The sequence below is a fragment of the Streptomyces sp. CC0208 genome (genome assembly GCF_003443735.1).
In the GTDB taxonomy this organism is placed as follows: Bacteria; Actinomycetota; Actinomycetes; order Streptomycetales; family Streptomycetaceae; genus Streptomyces; species Streptomyces sviceus.
In genome coordinates this window covers 701,830-716,221 of the sequence record NZ_CP031969.1, presented here as the reverse complement: position 1 = coordinate 716,221, position 14,392 = coordinate 701,830, and the positions used below count along the sequence as shown (strand labels likewise).

Annotated in this window: 17 protein-coding genes; 10 read left to right on the top strand and 7 right to left on the bottom strand. The window is 71.8% G+C overall.

What is annotated here, in order from left to right; translation table 11 throughout:
- Window positions 1–38: 38 nt before the first annotated feature.
- Complete coding sequence (locus tag D1369_RS03330) at window positions 39–1,076, bottom strand: PHP domain-containing protein (protein WP_050789929.1); 1,038 nt, start codon at window positions 1,074–1,076, stop codon at window positions 39–41.
- Window positions 1,077–1,276: 200 nt separating this feature from the next.
- Here D1369_RS03330 and D1369_RS03325 point away from each other — a divergent pair, with 200 nt between their 5' ends.
- Both D1369_RS03325 and D1369_RS03320 read left to right on the top strand, forming a co-directional pair.
- The gene (locus D1369_RS03325; protein ID WP_118082245.1) at window positions 1,277–2,086 is read left to right on the top strand and encodes an SDR family oxidoreductase; all 810 of its coding nucleotides are present in this window, start codon (window positions 1,277–1,279) and stop codon (window positions 2,084–2,086) included.
- Between the two features lie 107 nt (window positions 2,087–2,193).
- Window positions 2,194–2,430 (top strand): hypothetical protein, encoded by a 237-nt coding sequence (locus D1369_RS03320; RefSeq protein WP_057613237.1) that lies wholly within the window; start codon window positions 2,194–2,196, stop codon window positions 2,428–2,430.
- Window positions 2,431–2,439: 9 nt separating this feature from the next.
- Here D1369_RS03320 and D1369_RS03315 read toward each other — a convergent pair whose 3' ends face one another.
- Together D1369_RS03315 and D1369_RS03310 are read right to left on the bottom strand one after the other, a co-directional pair.
- Complete coding sequence (locus D1369_RS03315) at window positions 2,440–3,681, bottom strand: glycoside hydrolase family 16 protein (protein WP_118082244.1); 1,242 nt, start codon at window positions 3,679–3,681, stop codon at window positions 2,440–2,442.
- A gap of 116 nt (window positions 3,682–3,797) precedes the next feature.
- A complete protein-coding gene (locus D1369_RS03310; protein ID WP_007386561.1) occupies window positions 3,798–4,355 on the bottom strand; it encodes a VanZ family protein in 558 nt (185 codons plus the stop codon).
- A 226-nt stretch (window positions 4,356–4,581) separates the two neighbouring features.
- On the opposite strand from D1369_RS03310, the gene D1369_RS03305 reads away from it, so the two are divergent.
- The 6 genes from D1369_RS03305 to D1369_RS03280 are packed head-to-tail and all read left to right on the top strand — an operon-like array spanning window position 4,582 to window position 8,310.
- Window positions 4,582–4,764 (top strand): hypothetical protein, encoded by a 183-nt coding sequence (locus D1369_RS03305; RefSeq protein WP_037902302.1) that lies wholly within the window; start codon window positions 4,582–4,584, stop codon window positions 4,762–4,764.
- On the top strand, window positions 4,761–5,213 hold the full coding sequence (locus tag D1369_RS03300) for a monovalent cation/H+ antiporter complex subunit F (protein ID WP_037902305.1): 453 nt from the start codon (window positions 4,761–4,763) through the stop codon (window positions 5,211–5,213). Before D1369_RS03305 ends, D1369_RS03300 begins: the two co-directional genes overlap by 4 nt.
- Window positions 5,206–5,466, top strand: coding sequence for a hydrogenase subunit MbhD domain-containing protein (locus tag D1369_RS03295; protein WP_007386563.1), 261 nt, complete (start codon window positions 5,206–5,208; stop codon window positions 5,464–5,466). The genes D1369_RS03300 and D1369_RS03295 overlap by 8 nt, the downstream gene beginning before the upstream one ends.
- Window positions 5,463–6,203, top strand: a complete 741-nt coding sequence (gene mbhE, locus D1369_RS03290; protein ID WP_007386564.1) for a hydrogen gas-evolving membrane-bound hydrogenase subunit E — start codon at window positions 5,463–5,465, stop codon at window positions 6,201–6,203. The genes D1369_RS03295 and mbhE overlap by 4 nt, the downstream gene beginning before the upstream one ends.
- The gene (locus tag D1369_RS03285; protein ID WP_037902307.1) at window positions 6,203–6,550 is read left to right on the top strand and encodes a sodium:proton antiporter; all 348 of its coding nucleotides are present in this window, start codon (window positions 6,203–6,205) and stop codon (window positions 6,548–6,550) included. Before mbhE ends, D1369_RS03285 begins: the two co-directional genes overlap by 1 nt.
- Window positions 6,550–8,310 (top strand): complex I subunit 5 family protein, encoded by a 1,761-nt coding sequence (locus D1369_RS03280; protein WP_037902309.1) that lies wholly within the window; start codon window positions 6,550–6,552, stop codon window positions 8,308–8,310. The genes D1369_RS03285 and D1369_RS03280 overlap by 1 nt, the downstream gene beginning before the upstream one ends.
- On the opposite strand, the gene D1369_RS03275 is transcribed toward D1369_RS03280, so the two are convergent.
- Window positions 8,311–8,973: a DUF4230 domain-containing protein gene (locus D1369_RS03275; protein WP_007386567.1), complete on the bottom strand. Its 663-nt coding sequence runs from the start codon at window positions 8,971–8,973 to the stop codon at window positions 8,311–8,313.
- Between the two features lie 151 nt (window positions 8,974–9,124).
- Here D1369_RS03275 and D1369_RS03270 point away from each other — a divergent pair, with 151 nt between their 5' ends.
- Window positions 9,125–10,318, top strand: coding sequence for a cytochrome P450 (locus D1369_RS03270; RefSeq protein WP_007386568.1), 1,194 nt, complete (start codon window positions 9,125–9,127; stop codon window positions 10,316–10,318).
- A gap of 6 nt (window positions 10,319–10,324) precedes the next feature.
- On the opposite strand, the gene otr(A) is transcribed toward D1369_RS03270, so the two are convergent.
- Window positions 10,325–12,169: a tetracycline resistance ribosomal protection protein Otr(A) gene (otr(A), locus tag D1369_RS03265; protein WP_118082243.1), complete on the bottom strand. Its 1,845-nt coding sequence runs from the start codon at window positions 12,167–12,169 to the stop codon at window positions 10,325–10,327.
- Between the two features lie 219 nt (window positions 12,170–12,388).
- Here otr(A) and D1369_RS03260 point away from each other — a divergent pair, with 219 nt between their 5' ends.
- Window positions 12,389–13,342: a ribose-phosphate pyrophosphokinase gene (locus tag D1369_RS03260; protein WP_007386571.1), complete on the top strand. Its 954-nt coding sequence runs from the start codon at window positions 12,389–12,391 to the stop codon at window positions 13,340–13,342.
- A 7-nt stretch (window positions 13,343–13,349) separates the two neighbouring features.
- Here the strand turns inward: D1369_RS03260 and D1369_RS03255 are convergent, their stop codons facing one another.
- Together D1369_RS03255 and D1369_RS03250 are read right to left on the bottom strand one after the other, a co-directional pair.
- Window positions 13,350–13,796, bottom strand: coding sequence for an anti-sigma factor antagonist (locus D1369_RS03255; protein WP_007386572.1), 447 nt, complete (start codon window positions 13,794–13,796; stop codon window positions 13,350–13,352).
- A 124-nt stretch (window positions 13,797–13,920) separates the two neighbouring features.
- The gene (locus D1369_RS03250; protein ID WP_007386573.1) at window positions 13,921–14,358 is read right to left on the bottom strand and encodes a MarR family transcriptional regulator; all 438 of its coding nucleotides are present in this window, start codon (window positions 14,356–14,358) and stop codon (window positions 13,921–13,923) included.
- Window positions 14,359–14,392: the final 34 nt, after the last annotated feature.

Here is a 14,392-nt window from a genome sequence, read left to right as displayed (position 1 = left end):
TACCGCTCCTTGTCCTGTCGTGCCGCACGGGTACCACCTCAAGGGCCCGCCACTCGGTCCGGTACCCGGCCTTCCCGGGACCAGGCCAGCAGTTCGTCGAGGTTCCAGGTGGTCACGATCCGCTCGGCCGGCACCCCGCACTCCTGCGCCCGCGCGCACCCGAGGATCTGCCAGTCGAGCTGGCCGGGCGCGTGCGCGTCGGTGTCGACGGAGAACAGCACGCCCGCGTCGACCGCCCGGCGCAGCAGCCGGCGCGGCGGGTCGAGGCGCTCCGGGCGACTGTTGATCTCCACCGCCGTGCCCGACTCGGCGCACGCGGCGAACACCTCGTCCGCGTCGAACTCCGACTCGGGCCGCCCCCGCCCGGTCACCAGCCGTCCCGTGCAGTGTCCGAGGACGTTCGCGCGCGGATCGCGTACGGCGGCCACCATGCGCCGGGTCATCGAGCGGGCGTCCATGCGCAGCTTGGAGTGCACGGACACGACGACCACGTCCAGGCGGTCCAGGAGTTCGGGCTCCTGGTCCAGGGAGCCGTCGTCGAGGATGTCGCACTCGATGCCGGTGAGCAGCCGGAACGGCGCCCAGGTCTCGTTCAGCGCCGCCACCACGTCCAGCTGCTCCCGCAGCCGCTCCGGGGACAGCCCCCGGGCCACCGTCAGCCGCGGCGAGTGGTCGGTCAGCACCGCCCACTCGTGGCCGAGCTCCGCCGCGGTGCGGCCCATCTCCTCGATCGGGCTGCCGCCGTCCGACCAGTCGGAGTGCAGATGGCAGTCGCCGCGCAGGAGCGCCCGCAGTTCCTCGCCGCCCCGGGCCCGGGGGGCGGAGGACTCCGACTCCAGCTTCTCCAGGTAGCCGGGCACACCGCCGGCCAGCGCCTCGCGCACCACCTGGGCCGTCTTCGGGCCGATGCCCTTGAGCGACTCCAGCGACCCGGCCTCCGCGCGCTCGCGCACCACGTCCGCGGGCAGTCCGGTCAGCACCCGGGCCGCCGTACGGAAGGCACGGACGCGGTACGTCGGTGCCAGCGACCGCTCCAGCAGGAAGGCGATCCGTTCCAGGGCCTCGACGGGATCCATCGCCACCTCCACCTCCAGAGTTCCCCAGGGGCCGGGGGCCCGCACGACGGGCGAGCGGTTTGCCGCGTTCGCCGCCGGGTACTGCGAGGCCTCGTCGGACATCCCTCGGACATCCCTCGGATCTCGGAGGATCTCGGACCCCGGACGTCCGGCAGCTGCTTCGTCAGCCCTGACGACACCCCCATCCCGAGGAGGCCGAGATGTCCGCCCCCACCGCACCCCGCAGCAAGGTGGCCGTGATCACCGGAGCCGACTCCGGCATCGGCCGGGCCACCGCCGTCCGGCTGGCCCGGGCGGGGATGGACATCGGGATCACCTGGCACAACGACCTCAAGGGTGCCGAGGAGACCGCCGAGGAGGTCCGCGCCCTCGGACAGCGGGCCGCCCTGGCCCGGACGGACCTCACCCGGCTGCCCGTCGCCGCCGACACCGTCGACGAGCTGTGCGACCGGCTCGGCCGTCTCGACGTCCTGGTCAACAACGCGGGCACCGGAACCATGACGCCCTTCCTCGACCTGGAGCTCGACACGGTCCGCGAGGTCCTCGACGTCGACCTGGTCGGCCCCTTCCTGTGCGGTCAGCGGGCCGCCCGGCACATGGTCCGGCAGGGCGACGGCGGCCGGATCGTCAACGTGACCTCCGTCCACGAGCACCAGCCCCGGGTCGGCGCGGCCCCGTACTGCGCGGCCAAGGGCGGCCTGGGACTGCTCACCCAGGTCATGGCCCTGGAACTCGCCGAGCACGGCATCACCGTCAACGCGGTCGCGCCCGGCGAGATCGCCACCCCGATGACGGGCCAGGAGGACACCGACGTCCACACCGAAAAACGGCCGGGCGTCCCGCTCGGCCGCCCGGGTGACGCCCGCGAGGTCGCCGCCGTGATCGCCTTCCTGGCCGGCCCCGAGGCCACCTACGTCACCGGAGCGTCCTGGAGCGTCGACGGCGGGATGCTCCGCATGGGCCCGCAGGCCGGCTCGCACCTCGGCGACGACGAGTGGCGGCGTCCCTGAGACCGCGCACGGGTTCCTGCGAGGGCTCGGCGGTCACTCGGGTCCGGCGCCCGGTTCGGCGCACGGCCCGCCTCTCCCTCCCGCGGGATGCGTTCTACGCTCTTTCCATGACCGAAATCGCGAGCCCGCACATCGCCACCCCGCGGATCATCGTGCTCGGGGTCCAGCCGACCACACCGCCGTTCCGGATCGTGGAGATCGACGGAGAGGTGGTCGGCGAGGCCAGGGCCGTCACCGACGTACTGGAGGCGGCCGCCGCCTTCGGCATCACGGTCCACGACCTGGACGACCCGGACGTGGTGCGCTGGGTGGGCGGCGACAAGTTCACCTGGACCCGGCACTGACCCGCCGGCTCAGCCGACGGTCCACTTCTGGTTGGCGCCGCCCGTGCAGCTCCACAGCTGCAGCCGGGTGCCGTTGGCCGAACTGTTGCCGGTCACGTCGAGGCACTTGCCGGCCTGCGGGTTGACGATGTCGTGTGCGCTCGTGACGGTCCAGCGCTGGGCCCCGGAGCCGTTGCAGTCGTAGAGCTGGACCGCCGTCCCGTCCGCGGTGCCGCCGCCCGCCGCGTCCAGGCACTTGCCGAGCGCGCGGATCGTGCCGTCCGAGCCGACGGTCCACTGCTGGGCGGCGGTGCCGTTGCAGTCGTAGAGCTGTACGGCGGTCCCGTTCGCGGGGTTCGCCCCGGCCACGTCCACGCACTTGCCGGCAAGACCCCGGATCGCCGCCCCGGTGGCCGTGTCGCCGGTGGTCACCGACACGTGGTCCACCACGAGCTGCTGCGGGAAGGCCGTGGAGCCGTCCGGGTCGCCGGGCCAGTAGCCGCCGACCGCGAGGTTGAGGATCAGGAAGAACGGCTTGTTGAAGACCCAGGTGCGGCCGCCCAGGTCGGCCGGGGTGCGCCGCTGGTAGACGTTCCCGTCCACGGACCAGGTGATCGAGTCCGGGGCCCAGTCGACGGCGAAGGTGTGGAAGGCGTCCGCGAAGGCCTGGCCGTTCGGGAGGGAGTAGCCCGCGCCTATGCCGCCCGAGCCGGAGTAGCCGGGGCCGTGGATCGTGCCGTGCACGGTCGAGGGCTCGAAGCCGACGTTCTCCATGATGTCGATCTCGCCCGAGTCCGGCCAGTTGACCGGGGTGCCGAGCATCCAGAACGCGGGCCACATGCCCTGTCCGCGCGGGACCTTCATCCGTGCCTCGACGTGTCCGTACTGCGCGCTGAACTTCCCTGAGGTGTTCAGCCGGGCCGAGGTGTACTGGCAGGTGCCGTACCAGCACTGGTAGTTCGCGGGGTTCTCGCGCCGGGCCGTGATCACCAGATGACCCTGGCCGTCCAGCGCCGCGTTCTTGTTGCCCGACGTGTAGTACTGCCGCTCGTGGTTGTTGACGTTGTCACCGGTCTCGGTCTGCCACTTCGAGGAGTCGACGGCGGCTCCGGCGGGCCCGTCGAAGGTGTCGGAGAACGTCACCGCGGCGGCAGCGGCGGCAGCGGAGGACGAGGCGGCGGTGGGCGGGTCCGCCTCGGCGGTCCCGGCGCAGATCAGTACGGCGGACAGCGCGGCGAGGAGACATCTGCGCAGCAGGCGTGAGGCGGCCACGGCTCTTCCTTCGAGGTGGGGGATGAAGGTGTCGCCTCTTGATTTAAGGAGTGAGTTAAGGGGGCGTCAATACTTTGGTACGGACCAGAAGTTGCGTCTGGTCCGTACCCGCACGCCTACTTCGCGGGCTTGGCGGCCGGCCTCTTGTGCACGGCCCGGCTCAACCGCCGCCCCAGCAGCAGATAGCCGATCAGGGCGCCGGACGTGTTGAGGATGACGTCGTCGACGTCGAAGGCCCGTCCCTCCACCAGCGCACCCTGCGCGAACTCCACCAGCAGCATCACCACGGCCGTCAGCAGCAGGATCCGCAGCAGCCCACGGGTCTTCGGGGCGATGATCGGGACCAGGATGCCGAACGGGACGCCCAGCAGGATGTTCCCGCCGATCTGCTTGACGGCGTCCCGCATCTCGGGCTGGTCCAGGTAGGCCTTGAGCGAGGCACCGGGGTGCAGGTTGGTGTGCGTCAGATCCACCGAGGCGGGCGACGGTTCGAGGGTCAGCCGGGCCAGGACGACGGCGAACGCCACCATGAACACGAACGCGAACACCATCGCCACGAAACGGACGACGAGGGAGAGCGGACCTCGCCGGGGGCGGGCGGGTTCCGCCGCGCGCTCGTCCTTGGCGGTGCCGGCGTCTGACCCCGCTCGCGAACGTGAGGGCGCCCAGGCCATTGGTCCTCCACTCTCAAACTTCCCTAACTTCACAGTGTCGTGGGGCGATTACCCCTGAACGGTCCGACAATGCCGCAGCGCACCGACCGACCCCCGGTTTCCCTTCGTACGGTCGGGGCACTGGGGGGCTGGGTACCGCGCGCGTCTCCACCGCGCGCCCTCCGGCCGGTGTTTGGATGGCGCGCGACGGACGTTTCCCAGGCTGCGGTGCGGAGTGAGGTGGCGCATGAACGGACGTACGACACTCCTCGCCTCGGCCGAACTCCTCGGCTGGTGGGCCGCGCTCGTCGTGCTCTGGCTCGTGTTCATCAGCACGGTGGACACCCTGGAACTCGCGGTCGGCGCGGGCGTCGCCTGCCTCGGCGCACTCGCCGCCCGGGCCGCCCGGCGGGCGGTGACCGCACGGTGAACGGCTGGATCCTCGCGGCGGCCGTCGTCCTCGGCGGGGGAGTGGGCGCCACCGTGTGGGGCGTCGCCACCGGCCCGCTCAGGCGCCGGGTCGTGGCGCAGAACCTGTGCACCGCGTTCGCCTGTCCCGCCCTCCTGCTGCTCTCCCAGGGCTACGAGCGCCCCTCCTACGTCGATCTCGCCCTGGTCCTCGCCCTGCTCGGCCCGGTCGGCACCCTCGTCTTCGCCCGGCTGCTCGCCGACGAACTGGCCGAGGACCCGCCGAGCGCCTGGGGCCTGACCTACGCGGCGGCGGCGGTCGGCGCGGTGGTCGTCCCCGCGCTGTGCGTGGCCACCGGACCGAGCCGGGCCATGGCCAAGCTGCTGGTCGTGGGAGCCCTGCTGATCGGCGGGAACATCGTCGCCTCCCGGGCCCTGTCCGGCGCTTTCCCGGAGGTCCGCCGTGGCTGACGCGGTGATCGTCGTCGCACTGCTCCTGGTCGCCCTCTCCGCGACCGCGGCGGTGGCCGTCCGCGACCCCGCGCGCCAGGCGCTGGTCCTGTCCGTGCTCGGCCTGGTCCTCGCGGTCCTGTTCACCGTGCTCCAGGCCCCCGACGTGGCCCTGTCGCAGCTGGCGGTGGGCTCTGCCCTCACCCCGCTGTTGCTGCTGCTCGCCGTCCACAAGGTCAGGCGGCGCGGCAAGAAGGAAGGACACCACAGGTGAGCCGACGCGCCCGGCTGTGGCTCGTGGCGGTGGGCGGCGCGGGCCTGGCGGCCCTCTTCGTGGCCGCCGCCCTCGACCTGCCCGCCTTCGGCGGCGACCACCACCCCTACGGCGACCGGGCCGTCCACGCCTCCCTGGCCCGGCGCACCGCCAACGTCATCGCCTCCGTCAACTTCGACCAGCGCGCCTTCGACACCCTCGGCGAGATGACCATCCTGTTCGCCGCCGTCATCGGCTGTGTGATCCTGCTGCGCCGGACCCCCGACGAACACCGCGACCGCCCCGCCCCTCAGAAGGTGGCCCGCCCCGTCCGCCGGTACGCCCTCCTCGTGCTCCCCGTCGCCCTGCTCGCCGGTCTCTACGTGATCGCCCACGGACAGCTCAGCCCCGGTGGCGGCTTCCAGGGCGGGGTGGTCGCCGCGACCTCCCTGCACCTGCTCTACCTGGGCGCCGACTACCGGGCCCTGGAACGCGTGAGGCCGGTCGCCCTGTACGAGACCGGCGACGCGATCGCGACCTCCGCCTACGTCGTCACCGGCCTCGCCGGACTGATCGGCGGCTCGGCCTTCCTCGCCAACACCGTGCTGCCGTACGGCACCTTCAACACACTGTCCTCCGGGGGCACCGTTCCCCTGCTGAACGCGGCCGTCGGCATGGAGGTGGCCTGCGCGGTCGTCGTCCTGCTCGCCCGCTTCCTGGACCAGACCGTCGAGATCGAGGAGGGGAACGGGAAGTGATGGACGTCTTTCCCTATCTGGTCGCCGGGTGGGTCTTCCTGGCCGGCTGCTACGGCCTCGCCACCAGCCGGAACCTGATCCACGCCGTCGGCTGCCTCTCCGTGTGCCAGGCCGGCACCTACGTCCTGCTGCTGGCCGTCGGCTACCGCGACGACGCCACCGCACCCGTCTTCTCGGACCTGAAACCCGGCTCGCGCCCGGTCGTCGACCCGGTCGTGCAGGCCCTGACGCTGACCGACGTCGTCGTCGGCGCCACCGTCACCGCCCTGCTGCTCGCCCTCGTCGTACAGATCTCCAAACGGCACGGCACCGTAGACCCCGACGAACTCTCCGAACTGCGCGGCTGATGGACGCCTCGCTGCCCCTGCTGGTGGCCGTACCGCTGCTCGGAGCCGCCCTGCTCGTCGCCGGCGGCCGCCTGGTGCCCCGGCCCGTCGCCGAGGCCGTCGGCTGCGCGGTCTCCGCGGGTACGGCCGCCCTCGCCCTCGTCCTCCTGCTGAACTCCTCGCCGCCCTTCCTGGAATGGTCCGGCGGCTGGACCCCCGTGGAGGGACACAGCGTCGGCATCGTCCTGATCGGCGACGGGCCCGGCCTCGGCATGGCCGCGCTCGCCTCCCTGCTCACCCTGGCGTCACTGGCGTACTCCTGGCACTACTTCGACGAACCGCCCAGCGGCCACGCCGGCTCCTTCCCCGCGCTCCTGCTGCTGTTCCAGGGCGGCATGTGCGGGTTCGCGATCGCGGGCGACCTGTTCAACGCGTTCGTGTGGTTCGAGCTGATGAGCGTCGTGGCGTACGCCCTCACCGGCCACCGGGTCGAGGAGGCCAGGGCCGTCCAGGGCGCGCTGACCTTCGCGGTCGTCACCTCGCTCGGCGCCTACGCCATGCTCATGGGCATCGGGCTGCTGTACGCGCGCACCGGTGAGCTGGGGATGCACGCGATCGGCCGGGGACTGGACGCGCACGGACGCCCCGACGCCCTGGTCCTCGCCGCCTTCGTCCTGGTCATGACCGCGCTGCTGGTCAAGTCGGCCGCCGTCCCCTTCCACTTCTGGCTCCCCGACGCGCACGCCGTCGCCCCCACCCCCGTGTGCATGCTCCTGTCGGGTGTCATGGTCGAACTGGGCACCTTCGGCGTCTGGCGCGTGTACGGCACGGTCTTCTCCGGACCCGGCGGCGTCCCGGCCCCGGAGTTCGAGCGGGCCCTCGTCACGCTGGGCGCGCTGACGGCCGTGACCGGCGCTGTGATGTGCTGGTACCAGCGGCACATCAAGCGACTGCTGGCCTACTCGACGGTCGCCCACACCGGGCTCTTCCTCATCGGCATCGGCGTCCTGAAGCCCGAGGCCGACGACGGGATCGCCCTGTACGTCCTCGGCCACGCCGGAGTGAAGGCCGCCCTGTTCGCGTGCACCGGCATCCTCCTCGACCGCTACGGCAGCGTCGACGAGCACGCCCTGCACGGCAGGGCCCGCGAACTCAAGGGCGTCGCCGTGCTGTTCGTCCTCGGCGCCCTCGGCCTCGCGGGCCTGCCGCCCTTCGGCACGGCACTGGGCAAGTCCGTCACCGAGGAGGCCGTGGGCGGTCCGCTCACCGTGCTCTACGTGGCGGCGAGCGCGGTGACCGCCGCGGCCGTCCTACGGGTCGCCGCCCGGGTGTTCCTGGGCCTCGGACCCAGGCCCGAGACCGGTTCCGGGTACGAGACGACCGGCTCCGGCGAGCGGCCCGAGACCCGGCACCGGCTCAGCCGGATCCCGGACACCATGACCGCGGTGCCCGCCGTCCTGCTCGCCGGAGCCGTCGCCGTCGGCGTGGCTCCCGGTTTCGCGAAGGTGGCCGCACGTGCCGTGAACGAGACCGGTTCCGCGGGCGTGTTCACCTCCGTCCACTGGACCCCGGCCGGCGTCCTGCTGGGCCTGCTCTCGACCCTGCTGGCCGGGGCCCTCGCCCTCCTCGCCGTCGTCCGCCCGAAGGCGTTCGCCGCACCGGACCGGGCGCTGTGGCTACGGCGCCTGCAGTCCGGGCACGTCGGCGACTACGTGGCGTGGGTGCTGGTCGGCACCACCGTGCTCGGCGCCCTCACCCTGCCGGGCATGCTCGGCGGCTGATCAGGTGCCGTAGGTGACCTCCACCTTCTTGAAGCCGAGCGAGTTCAGCAGTCCTTTGAGCATGTTGGTGGTGTTGGTCTCGGCCCGCTTGGTCAGCTCGCTCTCCTTCGCCGCCTCGGTGATGTGCTTCACCGCGAGTTTCTGCACGGCCTGTTCGCTGTTGGGGTTGTCGGAGAAGAAGTCGCCGAGCCGGTCGAGCAGACCGCGCTGCTTGGAGACCGCGTAGGAGCGGTCGGCGTCCAGCGTGGCCTTGCCCAGCTGGGCGTGCGGCAGATGGAGCGTGGCGGCCGTGCGGTCCTCGTTGACCGTCACGTCGTTCTTGGCGACCTTGCCGAGGTCGACGTAGGCGTCGACGGCGCCCGCCCCCACGTACAGGGTGCGCGAGCCGCGGATCGCGTCGGGCAGGAACTTCGTGTCCTTCTCCAGGTCCACGACGACCTGGAAATTGCCGGAGGCGGCGTCGTAACGGCTGATGTCCTGGATGGACTCCAGAAGTGCGGGACCCGTACGGTCGTGGGTCTCGGTACCGAACAGGTCCTTGAGGCCAGGGAGCACACTGAACCGGATCCCGGCGAAGAACACCACGAGCACCACCACGACGGCGGTCAGTATCTTCGCCCAGCCGGGCATGCGCCTGGACACGCGCCTGATGGGAGTCGTCATGCGACGGCCCTCCTTCCTACTGCACGGATGCCCAGGGATGACCCCCAAAAGCCATGCCGTACCGTCTTGTTGGCCGATTGGGACACTGCCGGGACACAGCGGGGCGCACTAGCGTGGAGAACTCTGCGTACCGGCGTGTCTGGAGACCCGGATGAGCACAGACAGTACGGCCCGGACCCTTCGTCCCATGCACCGCATCCCCCTGCCCGAGAACGGCCCGCCCCGGCTCACCAGCCTGGCCACCGGCACCCCGGTCTGGCTCGTCACCCGCTACTCCGACGTGCGCCAGGTGCTCATGGACCCCCGCTTCGACAGGAAGTCGCTCCGGGACGAGGACGCCCCGCCGCTGCTCCTGGTGCCGAACCTGCTGGACTCCCCGGACGGCCTCCTCAACCAGGACGGACCGCCCCACCAACTGCTGCGGGGCACGGTCCAGCGGGCCTTCACCCCGCGCGCCATCGCCCGCTGGCGGCCCTGGACCGCCTCCGTGGTGGAGACCCTCCTCGACGACCTGGCCCGGCAGCCGCAGCCCGCCGACGTCGTCGAGGCGTTCACCCGCCGCCTGCCGGTCTCGGTGATCTCCCGGCTGATGGGGCTGGAACACGCCGACTGGGAGCGCATCCGCGACTGGGCCGACCACGCCCTGTCCGGCGGCGCGCACACCGCCGAGGAAGTCGGCGCGGCCATGCGGGAGTTCGGCCTGTTCTGCGCGGAACTGATCGCCGAGCGGCGCAAGGAGCCGGGCGAGGACCTGGTGAGCGCCCTGGTCGTCGCGGGTGACGGCCTCGGCATCGAGGAGCCGCGCCTGGTCGTCCTGGTCCTCGGCCTGGTCGTCGCCGGACACGAGACGACGATGACGGCCCTCGGCAACATCGTCGTCCATCTCCTCACCGACGGCCGCCACGCCTGGCCCGGTCTCGCCGAGAGCCAGGAGGCCGCCGAGACCGCCGTCGAACAGCTCCTGCGGACGATCCCGCTGAGCGAGGGCCGGGTGCTGCCCGGCCTGATCCGCCGGGCGGTCGAGGAGGCCGAGGTCGGCGGGGTGACGATTCCGGCCGGGGCGGTGGTCGCCGTCCAGACCAACGCGGCGAACAGGGACCCGGACGTCTTCCCGCGGCCCGAGGAGACCGACCTGTTCGCCCCGCTGACGACACCGAGCGTGGTCTTCGGCGCCGGCCCCCACCACTGCCTGGGCGCGTGGCTGGCCCGCCTGGAACTGGGCCTGGCCCTGCACCGGCTGGCGGTCCGGTTCCCGGGCCTGCGGGCCGAGTTCACGTCGGAGACGATCGACTGGCGGGAGGGACAGATGACTCGGGGTCCGCGGCGGCTGCCGGTCTCCTGGTGAGCACTCCTAGTGGGGCTTGAGTTCCCGGTCGCCCGAGGGCCTGGACCACCACACCCCCTCACCGTGCGTGAGCCCGGGCAGCCGCAGTTCGACCTCGCGCACCCGCCGGGCCGGGAGTTCCCCGGTGATCAGCCATGCGGTGGTGCCTCCGGTCGTGCCCGTGAACTCCGCCCCCGCTGAAGCCAGTTGCGCGGTCACCGGGGCCAGCGCGTCGAGGGGGATCTCCGCCTCGAACGCGTGGAACGGCTCGAACAGCCGTGTTCCGGCCCGCTCCAGGGCCCGGCGCAGCACGATCGGCGTGAGCCCCCGGAAGTCGGCGGCGGTACTGAGCGGTCCCACGAAACCGGAGCGGACGAGGACGACCCGGTAGTCCGTCACGGTCGCACCCGTCAACCCGGTCCGCATGCTCGCGTGGACCGTCTCCTCGACGGCCTGGTGGAACGCCCGGGGGAGTGCGCCGAGTTCGGTCTCGTACGCGAACACCCCGCCCGAACCACGCTCGCCCGGCTCGACCCGCAGTCCGATCGTCGCCCAGTAACGGGTCCCGAGATGCCAGGGATTCTCCTCGCAGGCCTCCCCCGTGCCGCGCGGACGCTCCAGGTGCCGCACCCGGCCGGGCTCGAAGTCGGCCTCGACACCGAAGTCCTGGGCGAGGGTCGCCGCGAGCACCTCCATCTGGACCTCGCCGTAGAGGAGCAGCGAGGTGCCGCCTCCGGGCGCGGGGCGCGCGTGGATCAGGGGGTCCTGGTCGGCGAGGGTCAGCAGGGCCGAGCGCAGCGGGGCCGCCTGGTCGGGGTGGCGGGCGGTGACCAGTGTCTGGAGGGTCGGGGGAGAGAACTGCGGTGCGCGGTCCGTCAGTTCACCGAGGCGATCGCCCACGCGGAGGCCGGAGGAGAACGTCAGTGCCGCGATGGTGCCGGCGGTGAGCGGTCCGCTCAGGCGGGTCACCCGCCCGTGGACCCGGCTCGTCGCGCCGTCGGCCTCGCGCCGCAGAAATGTCAGCCGCCGGCGCTCGGTCACCTGGCCGTCGTACAGCCGCAGATACGCCGTGCGCTCCCCGCCGGGTCCGGGGCGTACGGCGAACACCGTGCCGCGCGGTTCGCCTTCCGGTGTCGCGGGCCCGGCCGGGATCAGCCGGGTCACGCCCTGCACCAGGTGGGCCACCCCCTGGCCGCCGAGAGCCGAGCCGAAGAACACCGGATGGAAGGAGCCGTCTGCGGTGCGGGCGGCGAGGCTCGTGCGCAGGTCGTCCGGGGTGGGCTGGGGGCCGTCCACGACCGCGGCCAGGATGTCCTGGTCGACCTCGGCCAGGGCCTCGGCCAGCCGGCTGTCCTCGGGCAGGGCGGTCACCCCGGCGCCGGTCGTGCCGATGCCCGTGACCTCCGTGAGCGGGGCGACGTGGGGCGTCAGCCTGCGCCGGACGTCGGCGAGCAGGCCCTCGTGGCGGGCACCGGCCCGGTCGATCTTGTTGACGAAGATCAGGGTGGGCAGCCGCAGCCTGCGCAGGGTCCGCATCAGCACCCGGGTCTGCGCCTGGACGCCCTCCACGGCGGACAGCAGCAGCACCGCCCCGTCGAGGACCTCCAGGGCGCGCTCGACCTCGGCGACGAAGTCCGAGTGGCCGGGGGTGTCGATGAGGTTGATCCGGGTGTCACCCACGGTGAACGAGGCGACCGCGGAGCGGATGGTGATCCCGCGCTGCCGCTCGATCGCGCCGTCGTCCGTGCGGGTGTCACCGGTGTCGACGCTGCCGAGCCGGTCGATCGCGCCGTGGTCGAACAGAAGCCGCTCGGTGAGACTGGTCTTACCGGCGTCGACGTGGGCCAGAATTCCGATGTTCAGGGTGTGCATACGGGGTCGAGTCCTCGAGAACCGTGGGCCGAAGGGGGCACTGGGTCGATTCGAGGAGTCGGCGCATGCGAGGCATCCTGACAGGAGGGAACTCGGACCTGGCCATGATGGCGTCCGCGGGCCCGGCCGGCGCAACCGAATTTCTGCCGCCGGGCGGCCGGCGGGGCGGCCAGTAGCATGAGCCGGGCAACCCGAGATGATCATCCTAGGAGCAGGTCCGTGCGAGACATCGCCGTGTTCAGCGGTAGCGCCCACCCCGAGCTGGCGGCGGAGGTCTGCGCGCATCTCGGTGTGCCGCTCAGCCCCACCCGGGTCAGCCGGTTCGCCAACGACTGCCTGGAGGTTCAGCTCCAGGCCAATTGCCGGGAGCGGGACGTCTTCCTCGTCCAGCCGCTGGTCAGGCCCGTGCAGGAGCACTTGGTGGAGCTGCTGCTGATGTGCGACGCGGCCCGTGGGGCCTCCGCGCGCCGGATCACCGTCGTCATGCCGCACTACTCCTACGCCCGCTCCGACAAGAAGGACGAGCCGCGTATCTCCCTCGGCGGGCGGCTCGTTGCCGACCTGATGGTGGCGGCCGGAGCCGGCCGCGTCCTCGCCATGACCCTGCACTCCCCGCAGGTGCACGGCTTCTTCTCGGTGCCTGTCGACCACCTGCACGCCCTGCGCGAGCTGGCCGCGCACTTCCGGCAGTACGACCTCTCGCGCACCACCGTCGTCTCCCCGGACCTCGGCAACGCCAAGGAGGCGGCCGCCTTCGCCCGGCTGATCGGCGCCCAGGTGGCCGCGGGCGCCAAGCAGCGCTTCGCCGACGACCGGGTCAGCATCAGCGACGTCATCGGCGAGGTCGCGGGCCGGGACGTCATCGTGCTGGACGACGAGATCGCCAAGGGCAGCACGGTCCTGGAACTGCTGGACCGCCTACGGGAGTTGGGCCCGCGTTCCATCCGGGTCGCCTGCACGCACGGGCTGTTCGCCGACGGGGCCCTCAAGCGGATCGGCGAGCAGCCCGACGTCCTGGAGATCGTGTGCACCAACACGGTGCCGGTCCCCGTCGAGGAACGCACCGACAAGCTGCGGATCCTGTCCATCGCCCCCGCGCTCGCCGAGGCCGTGCGCCGCATTCACAACGGCGAGTCCGTCAGCGCCCTGTTCGACGCGCCGCGGAACGAATAGCGCACGGTCATAACGTCTCCGACGTGGCCTCGGGCCGGCTCAGGGCCGCGTCCAGCGACGGCAGCGGGGGCAGCAGCCGGGAAAGGCCGGTCACCCGGATGACCCGCAGGGTGAGCGGGTGGGTGCAGACCAGGAGAAGCCGTCCGTTGTTGGCGAGCACCCGGGAGCGGGCCCGGTACAGCAGCCGCAGCCCGGAGCAGTCGAAGAACTCCACGGCACTGAGGTCGATCACCAGCCGCGCGTCGGGTTGCCCCGTGACCCGGTCCAGGAAGGGCAGGAGCTCGACGGCAGCGGCTATGTCGATCTCCCCGTGGAACTCCAGCACGGTGTGACCGCGCTCCTCGTGGACGCGCAGATGCCGGGACAGCGGCGCAGGTTCCTGCTGCACGACGACATCGCCTCCAACCGGCTGTACAGGTGGCACGGGGTGCAGGTCACCGTGCCCCGGGGGCATGCAAATCCTTTCCCCGCTCTGCAAGTTACCCTCGATGGAGTGAATTTGAGCATGTTCGATTGACATATGTCTTCGAATTGCGACCGTCGGTTCGCGCCGGGTTCACGCGGGGCTCGCGCCCGGCTCACGACAGGGCGTGCCAGGCCCTGGTCAGCGCTTGACGGAACTGCTCGGTCTGGTGCGCGGTGAGGTCCCGCACCATCCGTTCCTCCAGTTCCCGCACGGGGCCCGCGTGCTGCGCGAGCAGCGCGCGTCCCTCCTCGGTCAGCAGGATCAGCAGCTCGCGGCGGTTCCTCGGATTGCGCTCCCGGCGCACCAGTCCGCGGGTCTCCAGGGAGCGCACGAGGTCGGCGATCGACTGGGCGGTGACGAACGAGTCCCGCGCCAGCTGCGCCGCCGACAACCCGTCGTGCCGCTCGAGGACGGTGAGGGCTGTGTACTGCAGGGCCGTGATCCCTGACGGCCTGACCAGCTCGTCCAGATGGGAACGGACGACGAGCTCCACCTGTTTCACCATGTAGAGGAGCGACGGGGGCGCCTTGGTCACCTGTGTGTCGAGCATGGGTTCAGGCTAGAGCATTGACAGGAAACCTGCC